Raw genomic sequence first — 20133 nt, forward strand, 5'->3', positions numbered from 1 at the left:
CATCGATCCCCCGCCGGATTGCGGGGGACGATGTCACATACGCATTCTTGCGGTCTTCGCGGCCTCGCGTCACTCGGCTGTGGATAACCCGGGGCTATTTGTCACCTCTGCACGAGTTCGAGAGGTAAATCCCTCTCAGCTACGCGGCTCGATCTCCCGCAGCAGACCCGTCTTGACGTCGAACACGAAGCCGCGGACGTCGTCGGTGTGGAGCAGGAACGGAGAAGTGCGCACCCGCTGCATCGACTGGCGTACATCGCCGTCGAGGTCCTTGAACGCCTCGACCGCCCACGACGGCCGCTGGCCCACCTCGTCCTCCAGGTCGTGCCGGAAGTCCTCGGTCAGATTCAGCAGACCGCAGCCCGTGTGGTGGATGAGCACCACACTGCGGGTGCCCAGCGCGCGCTGGCTGATGGTCAGGGAACGGATGACGTCGTCGGTCACCACACCGCCCGCGTTCCGGATGGTGTGGCAGTCGCCCAGCTCCAGGCCGAGCGCCTGGTGCAGATCGAGGCGTGCGTCCATACAGGCGACCACGGCGACGCGCTGTACGGGGCGGGCGTCCATGCCGGGGTCGGTGAAGGTGTGGGCGTACTGGCGATTGGCTTCGACAAGGCGGTCGGTGACCGTACCTCCCGGGTGAGCGTCGCGGTCGGCGGAGTTCTGAGGCTGCGGCTGCGGCGCGGCTATCGACATGATGACGACGTTAAGCCCACCAGGGGATTTTGTCTTTTCTTTAGCCTTCGCAAACGAGGGCATCGGGTGCGCTGAAGGAGTGATTGTGATGCGATCCACACCCCCGCGGCGCCTCCTGGCGCCCTGCCGCGGACGGCGCGCGCACCGGTGACGGGACGCGCTGACCGGTTGGTTGACCGAAGGGACGAGTGGACTAAAGTGGCGCGAAGTGGGAGGCGTGACGCTCCCCTTGGATTCCGGATTTTCGCGTGAGCGCGGTGCGTACGTACCCCTCGGCCTCCTCCCGCTCCGGTCGCCTGACGTCACTTCCCCGGCGCCAGTAGGCCGCTTCCCCTTCAGAGCGGGCGGGGACCCGGAGGTGCGTACCCTCCTCGCCCGACCCTCAGAAGGGCGCACGAGCAGCGCAATGAGCAGCAACGCTCTCCATGTTCCCGTCATGCTCCAGCGCTGTCTGGACATGCTGGCCCCCGCTCTCGCCCAGCCCGGCGCGGTCGTGGTCGACTGCACCCTCGGCCTCGGTGGCCACAGCGAGGCGCTGCTGAGCAGCTTCCCGGCGGCCCGGCTCATCGCCCTCGACCGCGACCCGGAAGCCCTCCGGCTCGCCGGTGAACGGCTGGCCCCTTACGGCGATCGGGCGACGCTCGTGCACGCCGTCTACGACGAACTGCCCGAGGTGCTCGACCGGCTCGGCGTACCGCGCGTCCAGGGGGTTCTCTTCGACCTCGGAGTGTCGTCCATGCAGCTGGACGAGGCCGAACGCGGCTTCGCCTACGCGCAGGACGCTCCGCTGGACATGCGGATGGACCAGACGACCGGCGTGAGCGCCGCCGAGGTGCTCAACACCTACCCGCCGGGCGACCTGGTGCGCATCCTGCGCAGCTACGGCGAGGAGAAGTTCGCCAAGAAGATCGTGGACGCGGTGGTGCGGGAGCGCGCGAAGGAGCCGTTCACCACCAGCGCCCGGCTCGTGGAGCTGATCCGCGAGGCGCTGCCGCAAGCCGCCAAGCGCACCGGCGGCAACCCCGCCAAGCGCACTTTCCAGGCGCTGCGCATCGAGGTCAACGGCGAGCTGGCGATCCTGGAGCGGGCCATTCCGTCGGCCGTCGCGGCGCTCGCGGTCAGCGGCCGGATCGCCGTGTTGTCGTACCACTCGCTCGAGGACCGCTTGGTCAAGCAGGTGTTCGCGGCGGGTGCGCGCAACACCGCCCCGCCGGGCCTCCCGGTCGTCCCCGAGCGCTACCAGCCCCGGCTGAAGCTGCTCACCCGTGGCGCGGAGCTGCCCACCGAGGAGGAGATCGCGGAGAATCGCCGCGCGGCCCCCGCGCGGCTGCGCGGTGCGGAACGCATCCGCGAGGAGGCACTGTGAGCGACGTGCGCGTGGCCGCCAGGCTGTCTTTGGTGAGGCGAGGCGCGCCGCTGCGCCGCGCGGGCGGAGAAGCGAACGGGGAGGGGCTGTGAGCGACGTGCGCGTGGCCGCCGGGCTGTGGTTGGTGAGGTGTGGCGCGCCGCTGCGCCGCGCGGGCGGAGAAGCGAACGAGGAGGGGCTGTGAGCGGAGCCGGGGCCGGGTCGGCGTCCAAAGGATCGGCGTCCAAAGGAACGGGCCCTAAAGGACCGGCGTCCAAAGGGTCGGCGTCCCAAGGACGGCCGGTGCCGGGGGCCACGACGGCACGGCGTGCGCCCTTCGTACTGCTCGTCGTCGTCCTGCTCGGCTCCGGCCTGATCGGTCTGCTGGTGCTGAACTCCTCCCTCAACCAGGGCTCGTTCGAGCTGAGCAGACTGGAGAAGCAGACCGACGAGCTCACCGACGACCGCCAGGCGCTCGAGCAGGACGTCGACCGCCTCTCCGCCCCCGGCGCCCTGGAGCGGCGCGCCCGCGAGCTGGGCATGGTCCCGGGCGGCAGCCCGGCGTTCCTCAAGCCGGACGGCACCGTCAGGGGGGTGCCCGCCCCCGCCACGGCGCAGCCCGCGCCACTCGGCACCACCGGCGTCTGGGTGCCGCCCCAACTGGCTCCGACCCCGGCCCCGGCCCCGGTGATCCCCACCCCGGCCACCCCGGCCACCCCGGCCACCCCGTCCCCCTCGGCCGCCGCCTCCACCACCGCCTCCGCGACCCCCTCCGCCTCCGCGAACTCGACCCCGGCTCCCCAGTAGGTGACACGGTGACGCGATCCCTTGCCTGCGCCCGGCCCCGCCCGTCCGCGCATCGCTCCCGCCCCGCGGCGGCGGACTCCCGCCCCGCGGAGCCGACGAGGGCGGCCGCCGCGTGACCGCGCCCCAGGACCCGCGCCGCCGCCGGGTGCCCGGCCCGGCGGGTCCGCGCGCCGATCGCCGCCCGCGCCAGGGGGCGCCCCGGCGGCCCGGCGACCGTCCGGGGCCGTCCGGCCGCCGCCCGGGCGGGCGCCCCCGCCCCGGGGCACCGCAGCAGCTGCGGCTCGGCAGTCCGCGCCCCCGGCTGCGGCTGATCAGCCTCGGCCTCAGCCTCGTGATGCTGGTCTTCGTCGTACGGCTGCTCCAGGTGCAGGCCGTCGACGCCGGCGCGTACGCCGCCAAGGCCAACGTCAACCGCTACATCCCGGTGACGCTGGCCGCCCCGCGCGGCTCCATCACCGACCGCGACGGCGTGGACCTGGCCACCACCGTGGACGCGTACGACATCACCGCGGCCCCCGATCTGCTCACGCCGCAGACGGCCCAGATGGACGGCGCGCCCCGGCAGGCCGCCTCCCTGCTCGCGCCGATCCTCGGCAAGGATCAGGCGGATCTGGAGAAGAAGCTCACCGACAACCCGAAGTCGAAGTATGTGGTCCTGGCCCGGCAGCAGAGCCCGCAGGTCTGGAAGCAGATCAAGGACCTGAAGAACGCCCTGGACGAGGCGGCCGAGAAGGGCAAGGGCACCAATGTGCTGGCCGGGGTCAACCGTGAGGCCCACAGCAAGCGGATCTATCCCAACGGGGACCTCGCCGCCGGGCTGCTGGGCTTCGTGGGAGCCGACGGCCGGGGCGCCGCGGGCCTGGAGCAGCAGCTGAACAAGGAGCTGGCCGGCCAGGACGGCAAGCGCGTCTACGCCCAGTCCGGCGGCCACCAGGTGCCCACCGGCGACGTCGAGGAACAGCCCGCGGTGCCCGGCCGCGATGTGGAGCTGACCATCGACCGCGACCTCCAGTGGGCGGCCCAGAGCGCCATCGCCTCCCAGGTGGAGAAGTCCCGGGCCGACCGCGGCTATGTCGTCGTCCAGGACACCCGCACCGGCGAGATCCTGGCGCTGGCCAACGCCCCCGGGTTCGACCCCAACGACATCTCCCGGCAGAACGCGGACGCCCTGGGGAACGCCGCGGTCTCGGACGCCTACGAGCCGGGCAGCGTCAGCAAGCTGATGTCGATGGCCGCCGTCATAGAGGAGGGCGCGGCGCGCTGGGACACCCATGTGGAGGTCCCGAACCGGCTGCCCCGCGCGGACCGAGCCTTCGCCGATGACATCGACCACCCCACCTGGTACCTGACGCTCAACGGCGTGTTCGCCAAGTCCAGCAACATCGGCACCATTCTGGCCACCGAGCAGCTCGGCAAGACCCAGCGGCAGACGAACCGGATTCTCTATTCCTATCTGCGGAAGTTCGGGATCGGGCAGCCCACCGGGCTCGGTCTTCCCGGTGAGACCCGGGGCATTCTGGCCAAGCCGGACCAGTGGAGCGCCTCGCAGCAGTACACGATCCCGTTCGGGCAAGGGCTGTCGCTCAACGCGGTCCAGGCGGCCTCGGTGTACTCCACCATCGCCAACGGCGGTGAGCGGATCGCGCCCACCCTGGTCCGCGGCTCCACGGGCCCCGACGGCGACTACGCCGCCGCACCCGGGCCGAAGAAGACCCGGGTGGTGGGCAAGGATGTCGCGACAACGCTGTCCGGGATGCTCGAGTCGGTCGTCTACGACGAGGAGGGCACCGGCACCAAGGCCAAGATCCCCGGCTACCGCGTGGCGGGCAAGACCGGCACCTCCAACCGCGTGGACCCGAGGACCGGACGCTACCGCGGCTACACCGCCTCGTTCGCCGGGTTCGCCCCCGCCGACAAGCCGCGGCTGACCGTCTACTGCGCGGTTCAGAACCCGACCAAGGGCAGCTACTACGGCGGCCAGGTCTGCGGGCCGGTCTACAAGAAGGTCATGGAGTTCGGGCTCAAGAGCCTCCAGGTGGCCCCGTCCGGTACCAAGGCCAAGCAGCTCCCCGTGAGCTACAGCCCGGGTCAGTGAGCGGACCCAGCAGTGACGACGATCACGCCGGACCCAGGGAACCGCGGGCCGGTTCCGCCCCGGTTCGCCGCCTCATTTCGCGGGGGAGCGGGTGTCCCGGGTACGCTCACCGCCGTGCCCCACGCTGATCAGTCGCAAACCCCTCAGAAGGACGTTTCTGTGGAATATCCAGGAGCGCCCCGCCCCTTCCAGGTTCGCCCGGTCCCCCTGGCGGAGCTGGCGGATCAGCTGGGCGTCGATGCCCCCGAAGCGCCGGCCGGTGCCGCGGCCACCGGGATCACCCATGACTCGCGCGCCGTGCGCCCCGGCGATGTGTACGCCGCCCTGTCCGGCGCCCGTCTGCACGGCGCGGACTTCGCCGCCCAGGCCGCCGATCTCGGCGCGGCGGCCGTGCTGACCGACCCGGCGGGCGCCGAGCGCGCCGCCGCCACCGGTCTGCCGGTGCTGGCCGTGGACAACCCGCGCGGCCGGATGGGCGCGCTGGCCGCCACGATCTACGACGAGCCGGGCCGCGCCCTGTTGCAGCTGGGCATCACCGGCACCTCCGGCAAGACCACCACCGCGTACCTCATCGAGGGCGGCCTCAAGGCTGCCGCGAAGGACAACGGCGGCCTCACCGGTCTGATCGGCACCGTCGAGACGCGGATCGGCGACGAGCGGATCAAGTCCGAACGCACCACCCCGGAGGCCACCGACCTCCAGGCGCTGTTCGCGGTGATGCGCGAGCGCGACGTCCGCTCGGTCGTCATGGAGGTCTCCAGCCACGCCCTGGTCCTCGGCCGGGTCGACGGCTGTGTCTTCGACGTCGCCGTCTTCAACAACCTCAGCCCGGAGCACATGGAGTTCCACTCCGGGATGGAGGACTACTTCCAGGCCAAGGCACAGCTGTTCACCAAGGCCCGCAGCCGGGCCGCGGTGATCAACTACGACGACGAGTACGGCAAGCGGCTGGTGGAGCAGGCCGAGGTGCCGGTCACCACCTTCTCCGCGGAGGGCCACCCCGACGCCCACTGGCGCGCCGACGACGTCGAGGTCGGCCCGCTCGGCTCGACCTTCACCGCGCTCGGCCCGAACGGCGAGTCCGTACGCGCCGCCGCGCCCCTCCCGGGCCCCTTCAACGTGGCCAACGCGCTCGCCGCCATCGTGGCCCTCGTCGTCGCCGGGGTCGACCCGCAGACGGCCGCCGACGGCGTGGCCGCCGTCCCCGGGGTGCCGGGGCGGCTGGAGCGCGTGGACGCGGGCCAGCCGTACCTCGCCGTGGTCGACTACGCGCACAAGACCGACGCCGTGGAGTCGGTGCTGCGCGCCCTGCGCAAGGTCACCGAGGGCAAACTGCACGCCGTCCTCGGCTGCGGCGGCGACCGCGACCGGCTCAAGCGCGGGCCCATGGGCGCCGCGGTCGCGCGGTACGCCGACACCGCCGTACTGACCTCCGACAACCCCCGCTCCGAGGACCCCCTCGCGATCCTCGCCGCCATGCTCGCGGGCGCCGCCGAGGTGCCCGCGCACGAGCGCGGCGACGTACTCGTCGAGGAGGACCGGGCGAACGCCATCGCGGCCGCCGTGGCCCGCGCCGAACCCGGGGACACCGTCCTCATCGCGGGCAAGGGCCATGAACTGGGCCAGGACATCGCCGGAGTGGTCCGCGCCTTCGACGACCGCCAAGTCCTCCGCGAAGCCATCGAGCTGAGCGAGCGGACCAGACAGCGCCAGTCCGATCGCCCCGGGGTGAACGGACAGCACTGGGACAAACATCAAGACAACCAGGGATGACAGACCGCCATGCGTGCACCAGCCCCCTCCAGGCAGCTCTCCCGCACGGCCGGAGGTGATCAGTGATCGCACTGTCCCTCACCGAGATCGCCGGCCTCGTCGGTGGGCAGCCGCACGACATACCGGACCTCGATCTGAAGGTCACGGGTCCGGTCGTGATCGACTCCCGTGAGGTGCGCCCCGGCAGCCTCTTCGCCGCGCTCGCCGGAGAGCGCGTGGACGGCCATGACTTCGCGCACGGCGCGGTCGAGGCGGGCGCGGTGGCGGTTCTGGCCACCCGCCCGGTCGACCAGGTCCCCACGATCGTCGTGCCCGATGTCATCGCCGCCATGGGGGCGCTGGCGCGCGCCGTCGTGAAGCGCCTGGGCACCTCCGTGGTGGCGCTCACCGGCTCCGCGGGCAAGACCAGCACCAAGGACCTGATCGCGCAAGCGCTCCAGCGCCACGGCCCCACCGTGTGGACGCCGGGTTCGCTCAACAACGAGATCGGGCTGCCGCTGACCGCGCTGACCGCCGACGAGACCACCGAGCACCTGGTGCTGGAGATGGGCGCCCGCGGCAAGGGCCACATCCGGTACCTGACGGACCTCACCCCGCCCCGGATCGGCCTCGTCCTCAACGTCGGCACCGCCCACATCGGGGAGTTCGGCGGCCGGGAGGCCATCGCCGAGGCCAAGGGCGAACTGGTCGAGGCGCTGCCCGCGGCCGAGGACGGCGGAGTGGCGGTGCTCAACGCCGACGACCCCCTGGTGCGCGCCATGGCGTCCCGTACCGCGGCCCGTACGGTGCTGTTCGGCGAGAGCGAGGACGCCGACGTACGCGCGGTAAATGTCCGGCTCGCCGACGGTGGTCGGCCCGCCTTCACACTTCACACCCCTACCGGGTGCAGCGAAGTGACCATGCGCCTGTACGGTGAGCACCACGTGTCGAACGCGCTCGCCGCGGCCGCCGTCGCCCATGAGTCGGGCATGTCCGTCGACGAGATCGCCGTGGCGCTCTCCGAAGCGGGACAGCTCTCCCGCTGGCGGATGGAGGTCACCGAGCGCTCGGACGGCGTGACGGTCGTCAACGACGCCTACAACGCGAACCCCGAGTCCATGAGAGCCGCGCTGCGGGCGCTGGTCGCCATGGGCGCCGCTACACCGGGGCGTCGTACGTGGGCGGTGCTGGGCCGGATGGCCGAGCTGGGTGAGGAGTCTCTCGCCGAGCACGACGCGGTCGGGCGGCTGGCCGTCCGGCTCAACGTCAGCAAGCTCGTGGCGGTCGGTGGCCAGGAGGCCGCCTGGCTGGACATGGGCGCCAAGAACGAGGGTTCGTGGGGTGAGGAGTCGGTGCACGTGTCCGACGTGCGGGCAGCGGTCGAGCTGCTGCGGAGCGAGCTGCGACCGGGGGACGTCGTGTTGGTGAAGGCGTCCAGGTCGGTCGGCCTGGAGCGGCTGGCGCAGGCATTGCTCGAGGGTGAGGGTGAGGTCGCCGGCCGATGGGCATGAGGCAGATCCTCTTCGCGGGAGCCATCGGGCTCTTCCTGACCCTGGTGGGCACCCCGCTGCTGATCAAGCTGCTGGCCCGCAAGGGCTATGGCCAGTACATCCGGGACGACGGCCCGCGGACGCACGGCAGCAAGCGCGGCACGCCGACCATGGGTGGTATCGCCTTCATCCTGGCCACGCTGATCGCGTACGCCGTGACGAAGGTGATCACCGGGAAGCCGCCGACCTTCTCCGGGGTGCTGGTGCTCTTCCTCTTCGCGGGGATGGGCCTGGTCGGCTTCCTCGACGACTACATCAAGATCGTCAAACAGCGGAGCCTGGGCCTGCGGGCCAAGGCGAAGATGGCCGGACAGCTGATCGTCGGTATCGCCTTCGCGATCCTCTCGCTGAACTTCGCGGACTCGCGCGGGCAGACCCCGGCCTCCGACCGGCTCTCCTTCGTCCAGGACTTCGGCTGGACCTTCGGCCCGGTGATCTTCGCGATCTGGGCGCTGTTCATGATCCTGGCGATGTCGAACGGTGTGAACCTCACCGACGGCCTCGACGGTCTGGCCACCGGCGCCTCGGTCATGGTCTTCGGCGCGTACACCTTCATCGGCGTCTGGCAGTACCAGGAGGCCTGCGCCAACGCGGACACCCTCACCAACCCCTCGTCGTGTTTCGAAGTCCGGGATCCGCTCGACCTCGCGGTCGTGGCCTCCGCGCTGATGGGCGCCTGCTTCGGCTTCCTGTGGTGGAACACCTCACCCGCAAAGATCTTCATGGGGGACACCGGCTCGCTCGCCCTCGGCGGCGCACTGGCGGGTCTGGCCATCTGCTCCCGTACGGAGCTGCTGCTGGCCCTCCTCGGCGGTCTGTTCGTCCTGATCACCATGTCCGTGGTCATCCAGGTCGGCTCCTTCCGGCTCACCGGGAAGCGGGTCTTCCGGATGGCTCCGCTCCAACACCACTTCGAACTCAAGGGGTGGAGCGAGGTCCTTGTGGTGGTCCGGTTCTGGATCATCCAGGGCATGTGCGTGATCGTCGGACTCGGTCTCTTCTACGCGGGCTGGCGGGCCCAGTGACGTCCCCCGCCACCGGCCCCGATGTGACCGACCTCGCCGGCCGGCGGGTCACCGTCGCCGGGCTCGGCGTCTCCGGGGTCCCCGCGGCGCGTGCGCTGCGGGGCCTCGGGGCCGAGGTCACCGTCGTCAACGGCAGCGACGGCGAGCCGCAGCGCGCCCAGGCCGCCGAACTGGAGCCGCTGGGCATCACCGTCCGGCTCGGCGACGGCGACACTCTCCCCGAGGGGACCGAACTGGTCGTCACCACGCCCGGCTGGAAGCCCACCAGCCCGCTGTTCCTGGCCGCCGCGGAGGCCGGGGTGCCGGTCTGGGGCGATGTGGAGCTGGCGTGGCGGCTGCGGGGCGTGGACGCGCCGCCGTGGCTTGCGGTCACCGGCACCAACGGCAAGACCACCACGGTGCGGATGCTGGCCTGCATCCTGGAGGCCGCCGGGCTGCGCACCGCGGCCGTCGGCAACATCGGCGTCTCGCTGCTGGACATCGTGCTCGGCGACGAGCCGTACGACGTGCTGGCGGTCGAGCTGTCCAGCTACCAGCTGCACTGGGCGCCCTCGCTGCGCGCCCACTCCGGGGCGGTGCTCAACCTCGCCCCCGACCACCTCGACTGGCACGGCTCCATGGCGGCCTACGCGGCCGACAAGGGCCGGATCTACGAGGGCAACCAGGTGGCGTGCGTCTACAACGTCGCCGACCCGGCCACCGAGGATCTGGTGCGCGCGGCCGACGTCGAGGAGGGCTGCCGGGCGATCGGCTTCACCCTCGGCACCCCCGGCCCCTCCCAGCTCGGCGTGGTCGAGAACATCCTCGTCGACCGGGCCTTCGTGGCGAACCGGCAGAAGCAGGCGCAGGAGCTCGCCGAGGTCTCCGATGTGAACCCCCCGGCGCCCCACAACATCGCCAACGCGCTCGCCGCGGCGGCCCTGGCCCGCGCCTACGGGGTGCCGCCCGCGGCCGTCCGCGACGGCCTGCGCGCCTTCCGCCCGGACCCGCACCGGGTGGAGCATGTCGCGGACGTCGGCGGGGTCGCCTACGTCGACGACTCCAAGGCCACGAACACCCATGCCGCCGAGGCGTCGTTGGGCGCCTACGAGCACATCGTGTGGATCGCGGGCGGGCTGGCCAAGGGCGCCACCTTCGACGAGCTGGTGGTGTCGGCCGCCAAGCGGCTGCGCGGGGTGGTGCTGATCGGCGCCGACCGCGCGCTGATCCGCGAAGCGCTCGCGCGACACGCAGCGGATGTCCCGGTCGTGGACCTCGAGCGGACCGACACTGGGGCGATGGCGGCGGCTGTGCGCGAAGCGGCCCGGCTCGCCCGGCCGGGCGATACCGTCCTGATGGCACCGGCCTGCGCCTCGATGGACATGTTCGTCAACTACAACAAGCGGGGCGACGCCTTCGCCGCGGCGGTCCACGATCTGGCCTCCGGCCGGGTCCCGGACGACCGGTAGCCCGCCGGTCCGTCCCCGCGCGTGGGCCGCTCGCGCGGGGAATCCGGAGGGGATACGAGATGACGCCTGACCAGCCCGCCGCCCCGCGATCCCGGCCGAGCGCACCGGGCGCGCGCCGCACCGCGCCCCGCGCGGGCGCGGCGCCGCGCGTGCGGGCGGCCGTGCGCGCCGGAGGGCGTGCGGCGGTTCTCGCGCGCCCGCGCGGCGGCGGCCGCGGCCCCAGGCTGCCGCGCCGTCCCACCCGGACCTCGGTGCTGGAGTCGCTGCGCCGCACGCAGCAGCGCGCCCGGCGGGCCTGGGACCGGCCGCTCACCGCGTACTACCTGGTCCTCGGCGGTGCGCTGCTGATCACGGTGCTGGGCCTGGTGATGGTCTACTCGGCCTCGCAGATCAAGGCGTTGCAGTCCGGTCTGGCCCCGTCGTACTTCTTCCGCAAGCAGCTCTTCGCGGCGGCGCTGGGCGGCTCGCTGATGCTGCTGGCGGTGCGTATGCCCATCAAGCTGCACCGTGCCTTCGCCTATCCGCTGCTCGCGGTCTCGGTCTTTCTGATGTGTCTGGTCCAGGTGCCCGGGATGGGCATCTCGGTCAACGGCAACCGCAACTGGATCTCCTTCGGCGGCCCGTTCCTCCTCCAGCCCAGCGAGTTCAGCAAGCTGGCGCTGGTGCTGTGGGGAGCCGATCTGCTGGCCCGCAAACAGGACAAGAGGCTGCTGGCCCAGTGGAAGCATCTGCTGGTGCCGCTGGTGCCCGCCACGGGGATGCTGCTCGGCCTGATCATGCTGGGCGGTGACATGGGCACTGCGATCATTCTCACCGCGATCCTGTTCGGCCTGCTCTGGCTGGCCGGCGCCCCCACCCGGATGTTCGTGGGTGTGCTGGCGTTCGCCGGTGCGGTCGGGGTGGTGCTGATCAAGACCAGCGCCAACCGGATGTCCCGGCTCGCCTGCATCGGCGCCACCGAGCCCGGAGACCATGATCAATGCTGGCAGGCGGTGCACGGAATCTACGCCCTCGCCAACGGCGGCTGGTTCGGCTCCGGACTCGGGGCATCCATGGAGAAATGGGGCGAACTGCCTGAACCGCATACCGACTTCATCTTCGCCATTACCGGGGAGGAACTCGGCCTGGCGGGGACGCTGTCGGTCCTCGTTCTCTTCGCGGCTCTAGGCTATGCGGGTATCCGCGTGGCCGGACGCACGGAGGACCCCTTCGTGAGGTACGCCGCGGGAGGCGTGACCACCTGGATCACGGCCCAGGCCGTGATCAACATCGGCGCGGTGCTCGGTCTGCTGCCGATCGCCGGGGTTCCGCTCCCGCTGTTCTCCTACGGAGGGTCCGCCCTGCTGCCGACCATGTTCGCCGTCGGTCTGCTGATCGCCTTCGCACGGGCAGAGCCCGCCGCGCGGGCGGCACTGGCCACGCGGCAGCCTGCTTTGCGGAAGAAGCTGGCTCGGGTGAGACGGAAGACGATGAGACGGCTCAGCAAGAAGCGGCCGTCCGGAGAGCGGTGAATTTCGGTGCATGTTGTACTCGCCGGTGGGGGGACCGCCGGCCACATCGAGCCCGCGCTCGCCCTCGCGGACGCCCTGCGCAGGCAGGACCCGACCGTGGGGATCACGGCGCTCGGCACGGAGCGGGGGCTCGAGACCCGGCTCGTGCCCGAGCGCGGCTATGAACTCGGGCTGATCCCGGCCGTACCGCTGCCGCGCAAGCCCACCCCCGAGCTGATCACCGTCCCCGGGCGGCTGCGCGGCACCATCAAGGCGGCCGAGCAGATCCTGGAGCGCACCAAGGCCGACTGTGTGGTCGGCTTCGGCGGCTATGTGGCGTTGCCCGGCTATCTGGCCGCCAAGCGCCTCGGGGTGCCGATCGTGGTCCACGAGGCCAACGCCCGGCCCGGTCTCGCCAACAAGATCGGCTCCCGCTACGCCAAGTACGTCGCGGTCTCCACCCCGGACAGCAAGCTCCGTAACGCCCACTACGTCGGCATTCCGCTGCGCCGCTCGATCGCCACCCTGGACCGGGCCGCGGTCCGGCCCGAGGCGCGCGCGGCCTTCGGTCTCGACCCCAACCTGCCCACGCTGCTGGTCTCCGGCGGTTCGCAGGGCGCCCGCAGGCTCAACGAGGTGGTCCAGGCGGTCGCCCCGTTCCTCCAGCGCGCCGGGATCCAGGTGCTGCACGCGGTCGGCCCGAAAAACGAACTGCCGCATGTGGACAACATGCCCGGAATGCCGCCCTATATCCCGGTACCGTACGTGGACCGGATGGACCTCGCGTACGCCGCGGCCGACATGATGCTCTGCCGCGCGGGCGCGATGACCGTCGCCGAGCTGTCCGCCGTCGGGCTTCCGGCCGCCTATGTGCCCCTGCCCATCGGCAACGGCGAGCAGCGGCTCAACGCCCAGCCGCTGGTCAAGGCGGGCGGCGGGCTGCTGGTCGACGACGCCGAGCTGACCCCCGAGTGGGTGCAGAACCATGTGCTCCCGGTGCTCGGCGACCCGCACCGGCTGTACGACATGTCCCGGCGCGCCGCCGAATTCGGCCGCCGGGACGCCGACGAGCTGCTGGTCGGCATGGTGTACGAGGCAATCGCGGCACGCCGCCAGGCGTGAGAAGGCAGGGAGCGTGGCCGGACCGACGACCGCCAAGAGCGGTACCCGACGGACGTCGTCGTCCGGCCCGCTCCCGAGCGTTTTCCCTGCGCGCCGCAGGCCGCGGCTGCCCCGCCGCCGCACCCTGCTGGTGATCGTGGTGACCCTGACCCTGCTGGCCGCCGCGGGCGTCTGGGTGTTCTACGGCTCGAGCTGGCTGCGTGCCGAGCGGGTGACGGTCACCGGCACCCGGGAGCTCACCGCCGGCGAGGTCCGCGAGGCCGCGGACGTATCCCCGGACACCCCGCTGGTGAGTGTGGATACCGCCGGGATCGAACGCCGCTTGCGGGACCGGCTGCCGCGGATAGCGAAAGTGACGGTATCCCGGTCATGGCCGCACACCATCAGTCTGGATGTGACGGAACGCAAGGCCGAAGCGATTGTCCAAGAGGGCGGGAAGTTCCGCGAAGTGGACGCTCACGGCGTACGGTTCGCGACCTCGGTCAAGCGTCCGAAGGGTGTTCCGCTGCTGGAAATGGAGCCGGACCGGTCGCCGAGTTCACGCCATTTCGGCGCCGCCAGACTGCGCCGGGAGGCGGTCCGCGTGGTCACCCAACTCCCCACGGCGGTCCGCCGGGAGGCCCGTTCCCTCCGGGTCCGCTCGTACGACTCGATCACACTGGTCCTCACCCGTGGGCGTACGGTCGCCTGGGGCAGCGGGGAGCGCGGGACGGCGAAGGCGCGGACCCTCACCGCGCTCATGAAAGCGCGGCCGGACGCGGACCACTTCGACGTCAGTGCGCCGAGCGCCCCCGCGGTGTCTCGCAGTTGACGTGATAGACCCTGGCCAGCACCCTGGTTGGCTTGCCCACTGGGTGATCACATAGGGTGAAAAGAAAAGCGGGAGGTTCGGCGTGTTCATTGAACGCGCGCCACTTGTCGACTTAGTGTCCTGTTCCGAAGAGTCCGGGAAACAGAGGCACTGGTAACCCTAAACTTCAGCGTTAGGGTTGGGGTCGGCAATCGGAACCGTCCCATTCGGCATCAGTCGGCGCACCGCGACAACAGCGGGGTGGCGACACGTAACTCGAGGCGAGAGGCCTTCGACGTGGCAGCACCGCAGAACTACCTCGCAGTCATCAAGGTCGTCGGCATCGGCGGCGGTGGCGTGAATGCCATCAACCGGATGATCGAGGTCGGGCTCAAGGGCGTCGAGTTCATCGCGATCAACACCGATGCGCAGGCCCTGCTGATGAGTGACGCCGACGTCAAGCTCGACGTCGGCCGCGAGCTCACGCGCGGCCTCGGTGCGGGTGCCAACCCCGACGTCGGTCGCAAGGCCGCCGAGGACCACCGCGAGGAGATCGAGGAGGTCCTCAAGGGGGCCGACATGGTCTTCGTGACGGCGGGCGAGGGCGGCGGCACCGGCACCGGCGGTGCTCCGGTGGTCGCCAACATCGCCCGGTCGCTGGGCGCACTGACGATCGGTGTGGTCACCCGTCCGTTCACCTTCGAGGGCCGCCGCCGCGCCAACCAGGCCGAGGACGGCATCGCGGGACTGCGCGACGAGGTCGACACCCTGATCGTGATCCCGAACGACCGCCTGCTGTCCATCTCGGACCGTCAGGTGAGCGTGCTCGACGCGTTCAAGTCCGCGGACCAGGTGCTGCTGTCGGGTGTCCAGGGCATCACCGACCTGATCACCACCCCGGGCCTGATCAACCTCGACTTCGCCGATGTCAAGTCCGTGATGTCCGAGGCGGGCTCGGCGCTCATGGGCATCGGCTCGGCCCGCGGTGACGACCGCGCGGTGGCCGCGGCCGAGATGGCCATCTCCTCGCCGCTGCTGGAGGCGTCCATCGACGGCGCCCGGGGCGTGCTGCTCTCCATCTCCGGCGGCTCCGACCTCGGTCTGTTCGAGATCAACGAGGCCGCCCAGCTGGTGAGCGAGGCCGCCCACCCCGAGGCGAACATCATCTTCGGTGCCGTGATCGACGACGCGCTGGGCGACGAGGTCCGGGTCACCGTGATCGCCGCCGGTTTCGACGGCGGCCAGCCGCCCGCGAAGAACCGCGACAAGGTGCTCGGGTCGTACAGCGGCGGCAGCCGCGAGGAAGGCTCGAGCAGCTCCATGAGCCGCCCGTCCACCCCGGAACCCAGGCCGTCCTTCGGCGGACTCGGCAGCGTCACCCCGCGCGAGGAGGAGCCCGCCCCGGCGGACCCCACGCCGGTGGCCGAGGTCCCGGCACCTCCGGTCACCCCCCAGGTCCCCCCGGCCCGGCCCTACCCGGAGAGCCAGGCCGAGGAGCTGGACGTCCCGGACTTCCTGAAGTGAGCCCGGTGAGATGGCTCCACGGCGACCCTGAGATCCAGCAGTGATAGCGCAACAGCACGACGCGAGCGGCGCGCACTTCGCCTTCACCGACCGGTGGGGCGGGGTGAGCGCCGCTCCGTATGACGAGCTCAATCTCGGCGGCGCGGTCGGCGACGCCCCCCAGGCCGTACGCGCCAACCGCGAGCTGGCCGCCAAGGCGCTGGACCTGGACCCGGCCGCGGTGGTCTGGATGAACCAGGTGCACGGCCGGGACGTCGCGGTGGTCGATGGCCCATGGACCGGCGACGAGATCCCCGCGGTGGACGCCGTAGTGACGACGCGTCGGGGGCTGGCTCTGGCCGTTCTCACCGCCGACTGCACCCCGGTGCTGCTCGCCGATCCGGTGGCAGGCGTGGCCGGGGCCGCCCACGCCGGACGGCCGGGCCTGGTCGCCGGGGTGGTCCCGGCGGTGGTCGAGGCGATGACGGCGCGGGGCGCCGACCCCGCCCGGATCATCGCCCGCACCGGCCCCTCGGTGTGCGGACGCTGCTACGAGGTGCCCGCGGCGATGCGCGCCGAGGTCGCGGAGACGGTTCCCGAGGCATGGGCCGAGACCGGCTGGGGCACCCCGGCGGTCGATGTGGCCGCGGGTGTACGGGCCCAACTCGCCCGATCCGGCGTCGAGATGGATGGACAATCTCACATCTGCACGCTGGAATCGGCGGACCACTTCTCCTACCGGCGCGAGCGCACCACCGGGAGGCTCGCGAGCTATGTGTGGTTGGACGGCTGAGCTGTGACGGATCGCGAGACGGAACTGGCCGCGAACCTGGCCCAGGTGGAGGAACGTATCTCCGCGGCCTGCGCCGCCGCCGGTCGCAAGCGCGAAGAGGTGACCCTGATCGTGGTCACCAAGACGTACCCGGCCGGCGACGTCCGTTTGCTGGCGGAACTGGGCGTACGGCATGTCGCCGAGAACCGCGACCAGGAGGCGGGGCCCAAAGCAGCCGAATGCGCGGATCTGCCGTTGATCTGGCACTTTGTGGGGCAATTGCAGACCAATAAGGTACGTTCCGTCTCCAGTTATGCCGATGTGGTGCAATCTGTCGATCGCAAGCGATTGGTCGACGCTCTCTCCGGAGCGGCGGTGCGTGCCGCCCGGGAGATGGGCGTCCTGCTTCAGGTCGCCCTCGACGTGGACTCCGGTGAGCGGGGATCGCGGGGAGGGGTCGGACCGGACGGAGTGGAGTCGCTGGCCGAGTCCGTGATCGCGGCCGAAGGGCTGCGGCTGGACGGTCTGATGACCGTCGCGCCGCTGGCCGGCCCTTACGCGGGGCGGCCGCGGGCGGCGTTCGACCGGCTGATGGAAATCTCATCCCGCCTGCGCGCCGCCCATCCGGCTGCGAACATGGTCTCCGCGGGAATGAGCTCGGACCTGGAGGAAGCGGTGGCGGCGGGAGCGACACATGTGCGCGTCGGCACCGCGGTACTCGGAGTCCGACCCCCGCTCCGGTAACGTCGCGAAGAAGTCGGACCACAGCAGAAAATATGGTCATTCCCGTCAAAAGGCGGGCGGGCCACGTGGATCCATGGCATCCGGTGGCGGAGCCGATCCACCACAGAGCGGAGGACGCAGAGAATGGCCGGCGCGATGCGCAAGATGGCGGTCTACCTCGGCCTCGTGGAGGACGATGGGTACGACGGCCGGGGGTTCGACCCCGATGACGATTTCGAGCCCGAGCCGGAGCCCGAACGGGACCGTCGGCGGCACCAGGTGGTGGAGACCGAACCTCGCCCGGAAAGGGGCGAATCTGTGCGAGTCGTCCATCCCCCCGCACAGCGTGAACCCGCTCCGCTCGCGGTGGAAACCGGACGACCCGCGCGAATCGCACCCGTGGCGTCCATCACACCTGAACGTCAGAACTTGGAGAAGAACGCACCGGTGATCATGCCCAAGGTCGTGTCCGAGCGGGAGCCCTACCGCATCACCACGCTGCACCCGCGGACCTACAACGAGGCCCGTACCATCGGGGAACACTTCCGTGAGGGCACTCCGGTGATCATGAATCTGACGGAGATGGACGACACGGATGCGAAGCGACTTGTCGACTTTGCCGCCGGACTCGTGTTCGGTCTCCATGGGAGCATTGAGCGGGTGACGCAGAAGGTGTTCCTGTTGTCTCCTGCTAACGTCGATGTCACGGCGGAGGACAAGGCCCGTATCGCAGAGGGCGGATTCTTCAACCAGAGCTGAGACGCAACACGGCAACATCGAGTCATCTTCGGGCCGCGAGGCCCAGTACGACACAGGGGAGAGGGACGCGCGGGATGGGCATCGCACTACAGGTGGTCTACATCGCGCTGTACTGCTTCCTGATCGTGCTGATCTTCCGGCTGGTGATGGACTACGTCTTCCAGTTCGCACGCTCGTGGCAACCCGGTCGGGCGATGGTGGTCATCCTCGAGGCCACCTACACTGTGACCGATCCGCCACTCAAGCTCTTGCGGCGGTTTATTCCACCGCTGCGTCTCGGGGGTGTGGCGCTCGACCTGTCCTTCTTCGTGCTGATGATCATCGTCTGGATCCTGATCACCGTCGTGAGCAATTTTGCGAGCAGCGTGTGAACGATACGGTCTTGCCGATTGCCGACGACTACGTTGAGGTGAAGTAGAGATGCCGTTGACCCCCGAGGACGTGCGGAACAAGCAGTTCACGACCGTCCGCCTCCGAGAAGGCTATGACGAGGACGAGGTCGATGCCTTCCTCGATGAGGTCGAAGCCGAACTGACCCGGCTGTTGCGGGAGAACGAGGACCTGCGCGCCAAGCTGGCGGCCGCCACCAGGGCCGCCGCGCAGAGCCAGCAGCAACAAGGCATGCGCAAGCCTCCCGAACAGCAGGAGAGGCCGGGGGCACCTGTCCCCGCCGCCATATCCGGACCGCAGCCGGTGCCGCCCGGCCAGCAGCAGATGGGTGGCCCGCCCCAACTTCCGGGTGGTGCCCCGCAGCTGCCGGCCGGCCCGATGGGCCAGAACGGCCCCGGACCGATGCAGCAGGGCGGACCCGGTCCGATGCAGCAGGGCGGACCTGGTCCGATGCAGCAGGGCGGACCCGGTCCGATGGGTCAGAACGGTCCCATGGGCCCCGGCGGCCCCATGGGTGGCCCGATGGGCGGTCCCGGTGGTCCCGGCGGCCCCCAGCTGCCGCAGCCGGGTCAGGGCCCGGGCGGCGACAGCGCCGCGCGGGTGCTCTCGCTCGCGCAGCAGACCGCCGACCAGGCGATCGCGGAGGCCCGTTCCGAGGCCAACAAGATCGTCGGCGAGGCCCGTAGCCGCGCCGAGGGCCTGGAGCGGGACGCCCGCGCCAAGGCCGACGCCCTGGAGCGGGACGCGCAGGAGAAGCACCGTGTGGCGATGGGCTCCCTGGAGTCCGCTCGAGCCACGCTGGAGCGCAAGGTCGAGGACCTGCGCGGCTTCGAGCGCGAGTACCGCACGCGGCTGAAGTCGTACCTGGAGAGCCAGCTGCGCCAGCTGGAGAACCAGGCCGATGACTCGCTGGCCCCGCCGCGCACCCCGGCGACCGCCTCGCTGCCGCCGTCCCCCTCGATGAGCGGCTCCATGGCCTCGGCCGGTGCCGGCACGATGGGCGGCCACACCATGGGCGGCAACACGATGGGCGGCAACCAGCCCATGGGCGGCGGTCACGGGCAGAACGGCGGCGGTCCGTCCTACGGCGGCCAGCAGCAGATGTCGCCCGCGATGACCCAGCCGATGGCACCGGTGCGGCCGCAGAGTCCGCAGCCGATGCAGCAGGCGCCCAGCCCGATGCGGGGCTTCCTCATCGACGAGGACGACAACTGACGCTGCGCGCGTCCAGCGCGTCACCGTCTCGGCAATCACAGGGGCCGGGCCCCGGGAGGATCCTCCCGGGGCCCGGCCCTTGCCGTGTTGGACCCGCTGCTGGCCTGCGGTCATGCCGCCCGGATACCAGCAGGCCGACCCCTCCACCCCGGAGCGGTGGCGGCGCCTCGCCGACCAGGTGTGCACCCATCTCGCCGCGGCGGGGCTGCCGGTGATACCGGAGATGGACTTCCGCGTCAGCGCCGGGGCGCAGGTGGACATCGACCCGGGTGGCGACAGCGCCGGCGGGGTCTATGTGGGATGGCGGGCCCACCCCTGGCTGTGGTCCGCGTTCGTGGACGGCGCACGGCAGCAGCATCCGCAGGAGACCCTGGCACGGCATCTGTCCGGGCTGGGCGAAGCCATGAGGGACGCCATCGACCGGATCCTCACCACCGGGGGTTTCACCGTGGGCCCCAGCCCCAACGACCTTGCGCAGCACCTGTTGTATGTGAGCGCGGGGCCGGACCAGCCGCTGGCCGAGCGGCTCGGCCTCGACTAAGCGCTCCGCGGGAAGTGCCGCGGAGTGCCGTCATGCGTCCGCGGCTGCGTCGTGGCTGGTCGCGCCCACGCGGCGGAGCCGCACATCGACACAGCCCCGCGCCCCTTCGG

The 20133-nt window shown here is 71.0% G+C and carries 18 protein-coding genes; 17 read left to right on the forward strand and 1 reads right to left on the reverse strand.

From position 1 onward, the window contains the following. Positions 1-135: 135 nt before the first annotated feature. The gene (locus tag JK363_RS10165; protein ID WP_201874083.1) at positions 136-696 is read right to left on the reverse strand and encodes a beta-class carbonic anhydrase; all 561 of its coding nucleotides are present in this window, start codon (positions 694-696) and stop codon (positions 136-138) included. 406 nt (positions 697-1102) lie between these two features. Between JK363_RS10165 and rsmH the strand changes: the two genes are divergently transcribed. From rsmH to JK363_RS10250, 17 genes are all read left to right on the forward strand, one after another. Next, positions 1103-2062 carry a 16S rRNA (cytosine(1402)-N(4))-methyltransferase RsmH gene (gene rsmH / locus JK363_RS10170; RefSeq protein ID WP_201874085.1) on the forward strand — a complete coding sequence of 320 codons (960 nt, stop codon included), beginning with the start codon at positions 1103-1105 and terminating at the stop codon, positions 2060-2062. Positions 2063-2344: 282 nt separating this feature from the next. After that, the gene (ftsL, locus tag JK363_RS10175) at positions 2345-2848 is read left to right on the forward strand and encodes a cell division protein FtsL (RefSeq protein ID WP_201874087.1); all 504 of its coding nucleotides are present in this window, start codon (positions 2345-2347) and stop codon (positions 2846-2848) included. A gap of 112 nt (positions 2849-2960) precedes the next feature. Beyond that, entirely contained in the window at positions 2961-4943 is a 1983-nt protein-coding gene (locus tag JK363_RS10180) for a peptidoglycan D,D-transpeptidase FtsI family protein (protein ID WP_201874088.1), read from the forward strand. Between the two features lie 12 nt (positions 4944-4955). Continuing rightward, positions 4956-6716 (forward strand): UDP-N-acetylmuramoyl-L-alanyl-D-glutamate--2,6-diaminopimelate ligase, encoded by a 1761-nt coding sequence (locus JK363_RS10185; protein WP_201874090.1) that lies wholly within the window; start codon positions 4956-4958, stop codon positions 6714-6716. A 62-nt stretch (positions 6717-6778) separates the two neighbouring features. Further along, complete coding sequence (locus JK363_RS10190; protein ID WP_201874092.1) at positions 6779-8206, forward strand: UDP-N-acetylmuramoyl-tripeptide--D-alanyl-D-alanine ligase; 1428 nt, start codon at positions 6779-6781, stop codon at positions 8204-8206. Then, positions 8203-9270 (forward strand): phospho-N-acetylmuramoyl-pentapeptide-transferase, encoded by a 1068-nt coding sequence (gene mraY / locus JK363_RS10195; RefSeq protein ID WP_201874432.1) that lies wholly within the window; start codon positions 8203-8205, stop codon positions 9268-9270. The genes JK363_RS10190 and mraY overlap by 4 nt, the downstream gene beginning before the upstream one ends. Next, the gene (gene murD, locus JK363_RS10200) at positions 9267-10718 is read left to right on the forward strand and encodes a UDP-N-acetylmuramoyl-L-alanine--D-glutamate ligase (protein ID WP_201874094.1); all 1452 of its coding nucleotides are present in this window, start codon (positions 9267-9269) and stop codon (positions 10716-10718) included. The genes mraY and murD overlap by 4 nt, the downstream gene beginning before the upstream one ends. Before the next feature lie 59 nt (positions 10719-10777). Further along, positions 10778-12229, forward strand: a complete 1452-nt coding sequence (gene ftsW / locus JK363_RS10205) for a putative lipid II flippase FtsW (protein ID WP_215910745.1) — start codon at positions 10778-10780, stop codon at positions 12227-12229. 6 nt (positions 12230-12235) lie between these two features. Then, positions 12236-13330 (forward strand): undecaprenyldiphospho-muramoylpentapeptide beta-N-acetylglucosaminyltransferase, encoded by a 1095-nt coding sequence (gene murG, locus JK363_RS10210; protein WP_201874096.1) that lies wholly within the window; start codon positions 12236-12238, stop codon positions 13328-13330. A 13-nt stretch (positions 13331-13343) separates the two neighbouring features. Continuing rightward, positions 13344-14141, forward strand: coding sequence for a cell division protein FtsQ/DivIB (locus JK363_RS10215; RefSeq protein WP_201874098.1), 798 nt, complete (start codon positions 13344-13346; stop codon positions 14139-14141). Positions 14142-14417: 276 nt separating this feature from the next. Next, positions 14418-15644, forward strand: coding sequence for a cell division protein FtsZ (gene ftsZ / locus JK363_RS10220; protein ID WP_201874100.1), 1227 nt, complete (start codon positions 14418-14420; stop codon positions 15642-15644). Between the two features lie 40 nt (positions 15645-15684). Then, complete coding sequence (gene pgeF, locus JK363_RS10225; RefSeq protein WP_201874102.1) at positions 15685-16416, forward strand: peptidoglycan editing factor PgeF; 732 nt, start codon at positions 15685-15687, stop codon at positions 16414-16416. Between the two features lie 3 nt (positions 16417-16419). Further along, positions 16420-17139 carry a YggS family pyridoxal phosphate-dependent enzyme gene (locus tag JK363_RS10230; RefSeq protein ID WP_201874104.1) on the forward strand — a complete coding sequence of 240 codons (720 nt, stop codon included), beginning with the start codon at positions 16420-16422 and terminating at the stop codon, positions 17137-17139. 123 nt (positions 17140-17262) lie between these two features. Beyond that, positions 17263-17877, forward strand: coding sequence for a cell division protein SepF (locus tag JK363_RS10235; RefSeq protein ID WP_201874106.1), 615 nt, complete (start codon positions 17263-17265; stop codon positions 17875-17877). A 74-nt stretch (positions 17878-17951) separates the two neighbouring features. Beyond that, positions 17952-18248: a YggT family protein gene (locus JK363_RS10240; protein WP_176183480.1), complete on the forward strand. Its 297-nt coding sequence runs from the start codon at positions 17952-17954 to the stop codon at positions 18246-18248. A 49-nt stretch (positions 18249-18297) separates the two neighbouring features. Further along, positions 18298-19482: a DivIVA domain-containing protein gene (locus JK363_RS10245; protein ID WP_201874108.1), complete on the forward strand. Its 1185-nt coding sequence runs from the start codon at positions 18298-18300 to the stop codon at positions 19480-19482. A gap of 112 nt (positions 19483-19594) precedes the next feature. Further along, positions 19595-20023, forward strand: coding sequence for a hypothetical protein (locus JK363_RS10250; RefSeq protein WP_201874110.1), 429 nt, complete (start codon positions 19595-19597; stop codon positions 20021-20023). Positions 20024-20133 lie beyond the last annotated feature (110 nt).

Source organism: Streptomyces coffeae (genome assembly GCF_016741875.1).
GTDB classification, from domain to species: domain Bacteria; phylum Actinomycetota; class Actinomycetes; order Streptomycetales; family Streptomycetaceae; genus Streptomyces; species Streptomyces coffeae.

Excerpts from the sequence above, each read along its gene's own strand:
- JK363_RS10165 (WP_201874083.1), bottom strand. The coding sequence starts at position 696 with ATGTCGATAGCCGCGCCGCAGCCGCAGCCTCAGAACTCCGCCGACCGC.
- rsmH (WP_201874085.1), top strand. The coding sequence starts at position 1,103 with ATGAGCAGCAACGCTCTCCATGTTCCCGTCATGCTCCAGCGCTGTCTG.
- mraY (WP_201874432.1), top strand. The coding sequence starts at position 8,203 with ATGAGGCAGATCCTCTTCGCGGGAGCCATCGGGCTCTTCCTGACCCTG.
- ftsW (WP_215910745.1), top strand. The coding sequence starts at position 10,778 with ATGACGCCTGACCAGCCCGCCGCCCCGCGATCCCGGCCGAGCGCACCG.
- JK363_RS10235 (WP_201874106.1), top strand. The coding sequence starts at position 17,263 with ATGGCCGGCGCGATGCGCAAGATGGCGGTCTACCTCGGCCTCGTGGAG.
- JK363_RS10240 (WP_176183480.1), top strand. The coding sequence starts at position 17,952 with ATGGGCATCGCACTACAGGTGGTCTACATCGCGCTGTACTGCTTCCTG.
- JK363_RS10245 (WP_201874108.1), top strand. The coding sequence starts at position 18,298 with ATGCCGTTGACCCCCGAGGACGTGCGGAACAAGCAGTTCACGACCGTC.
- JK363_RS10250 (WP_201874110.1), top strand. The coding sequence starts at position 19,595 with ATGCCGCCCGGATACCAGCAGGCCGACCCCTCCACCCCGGAGCGGTGG.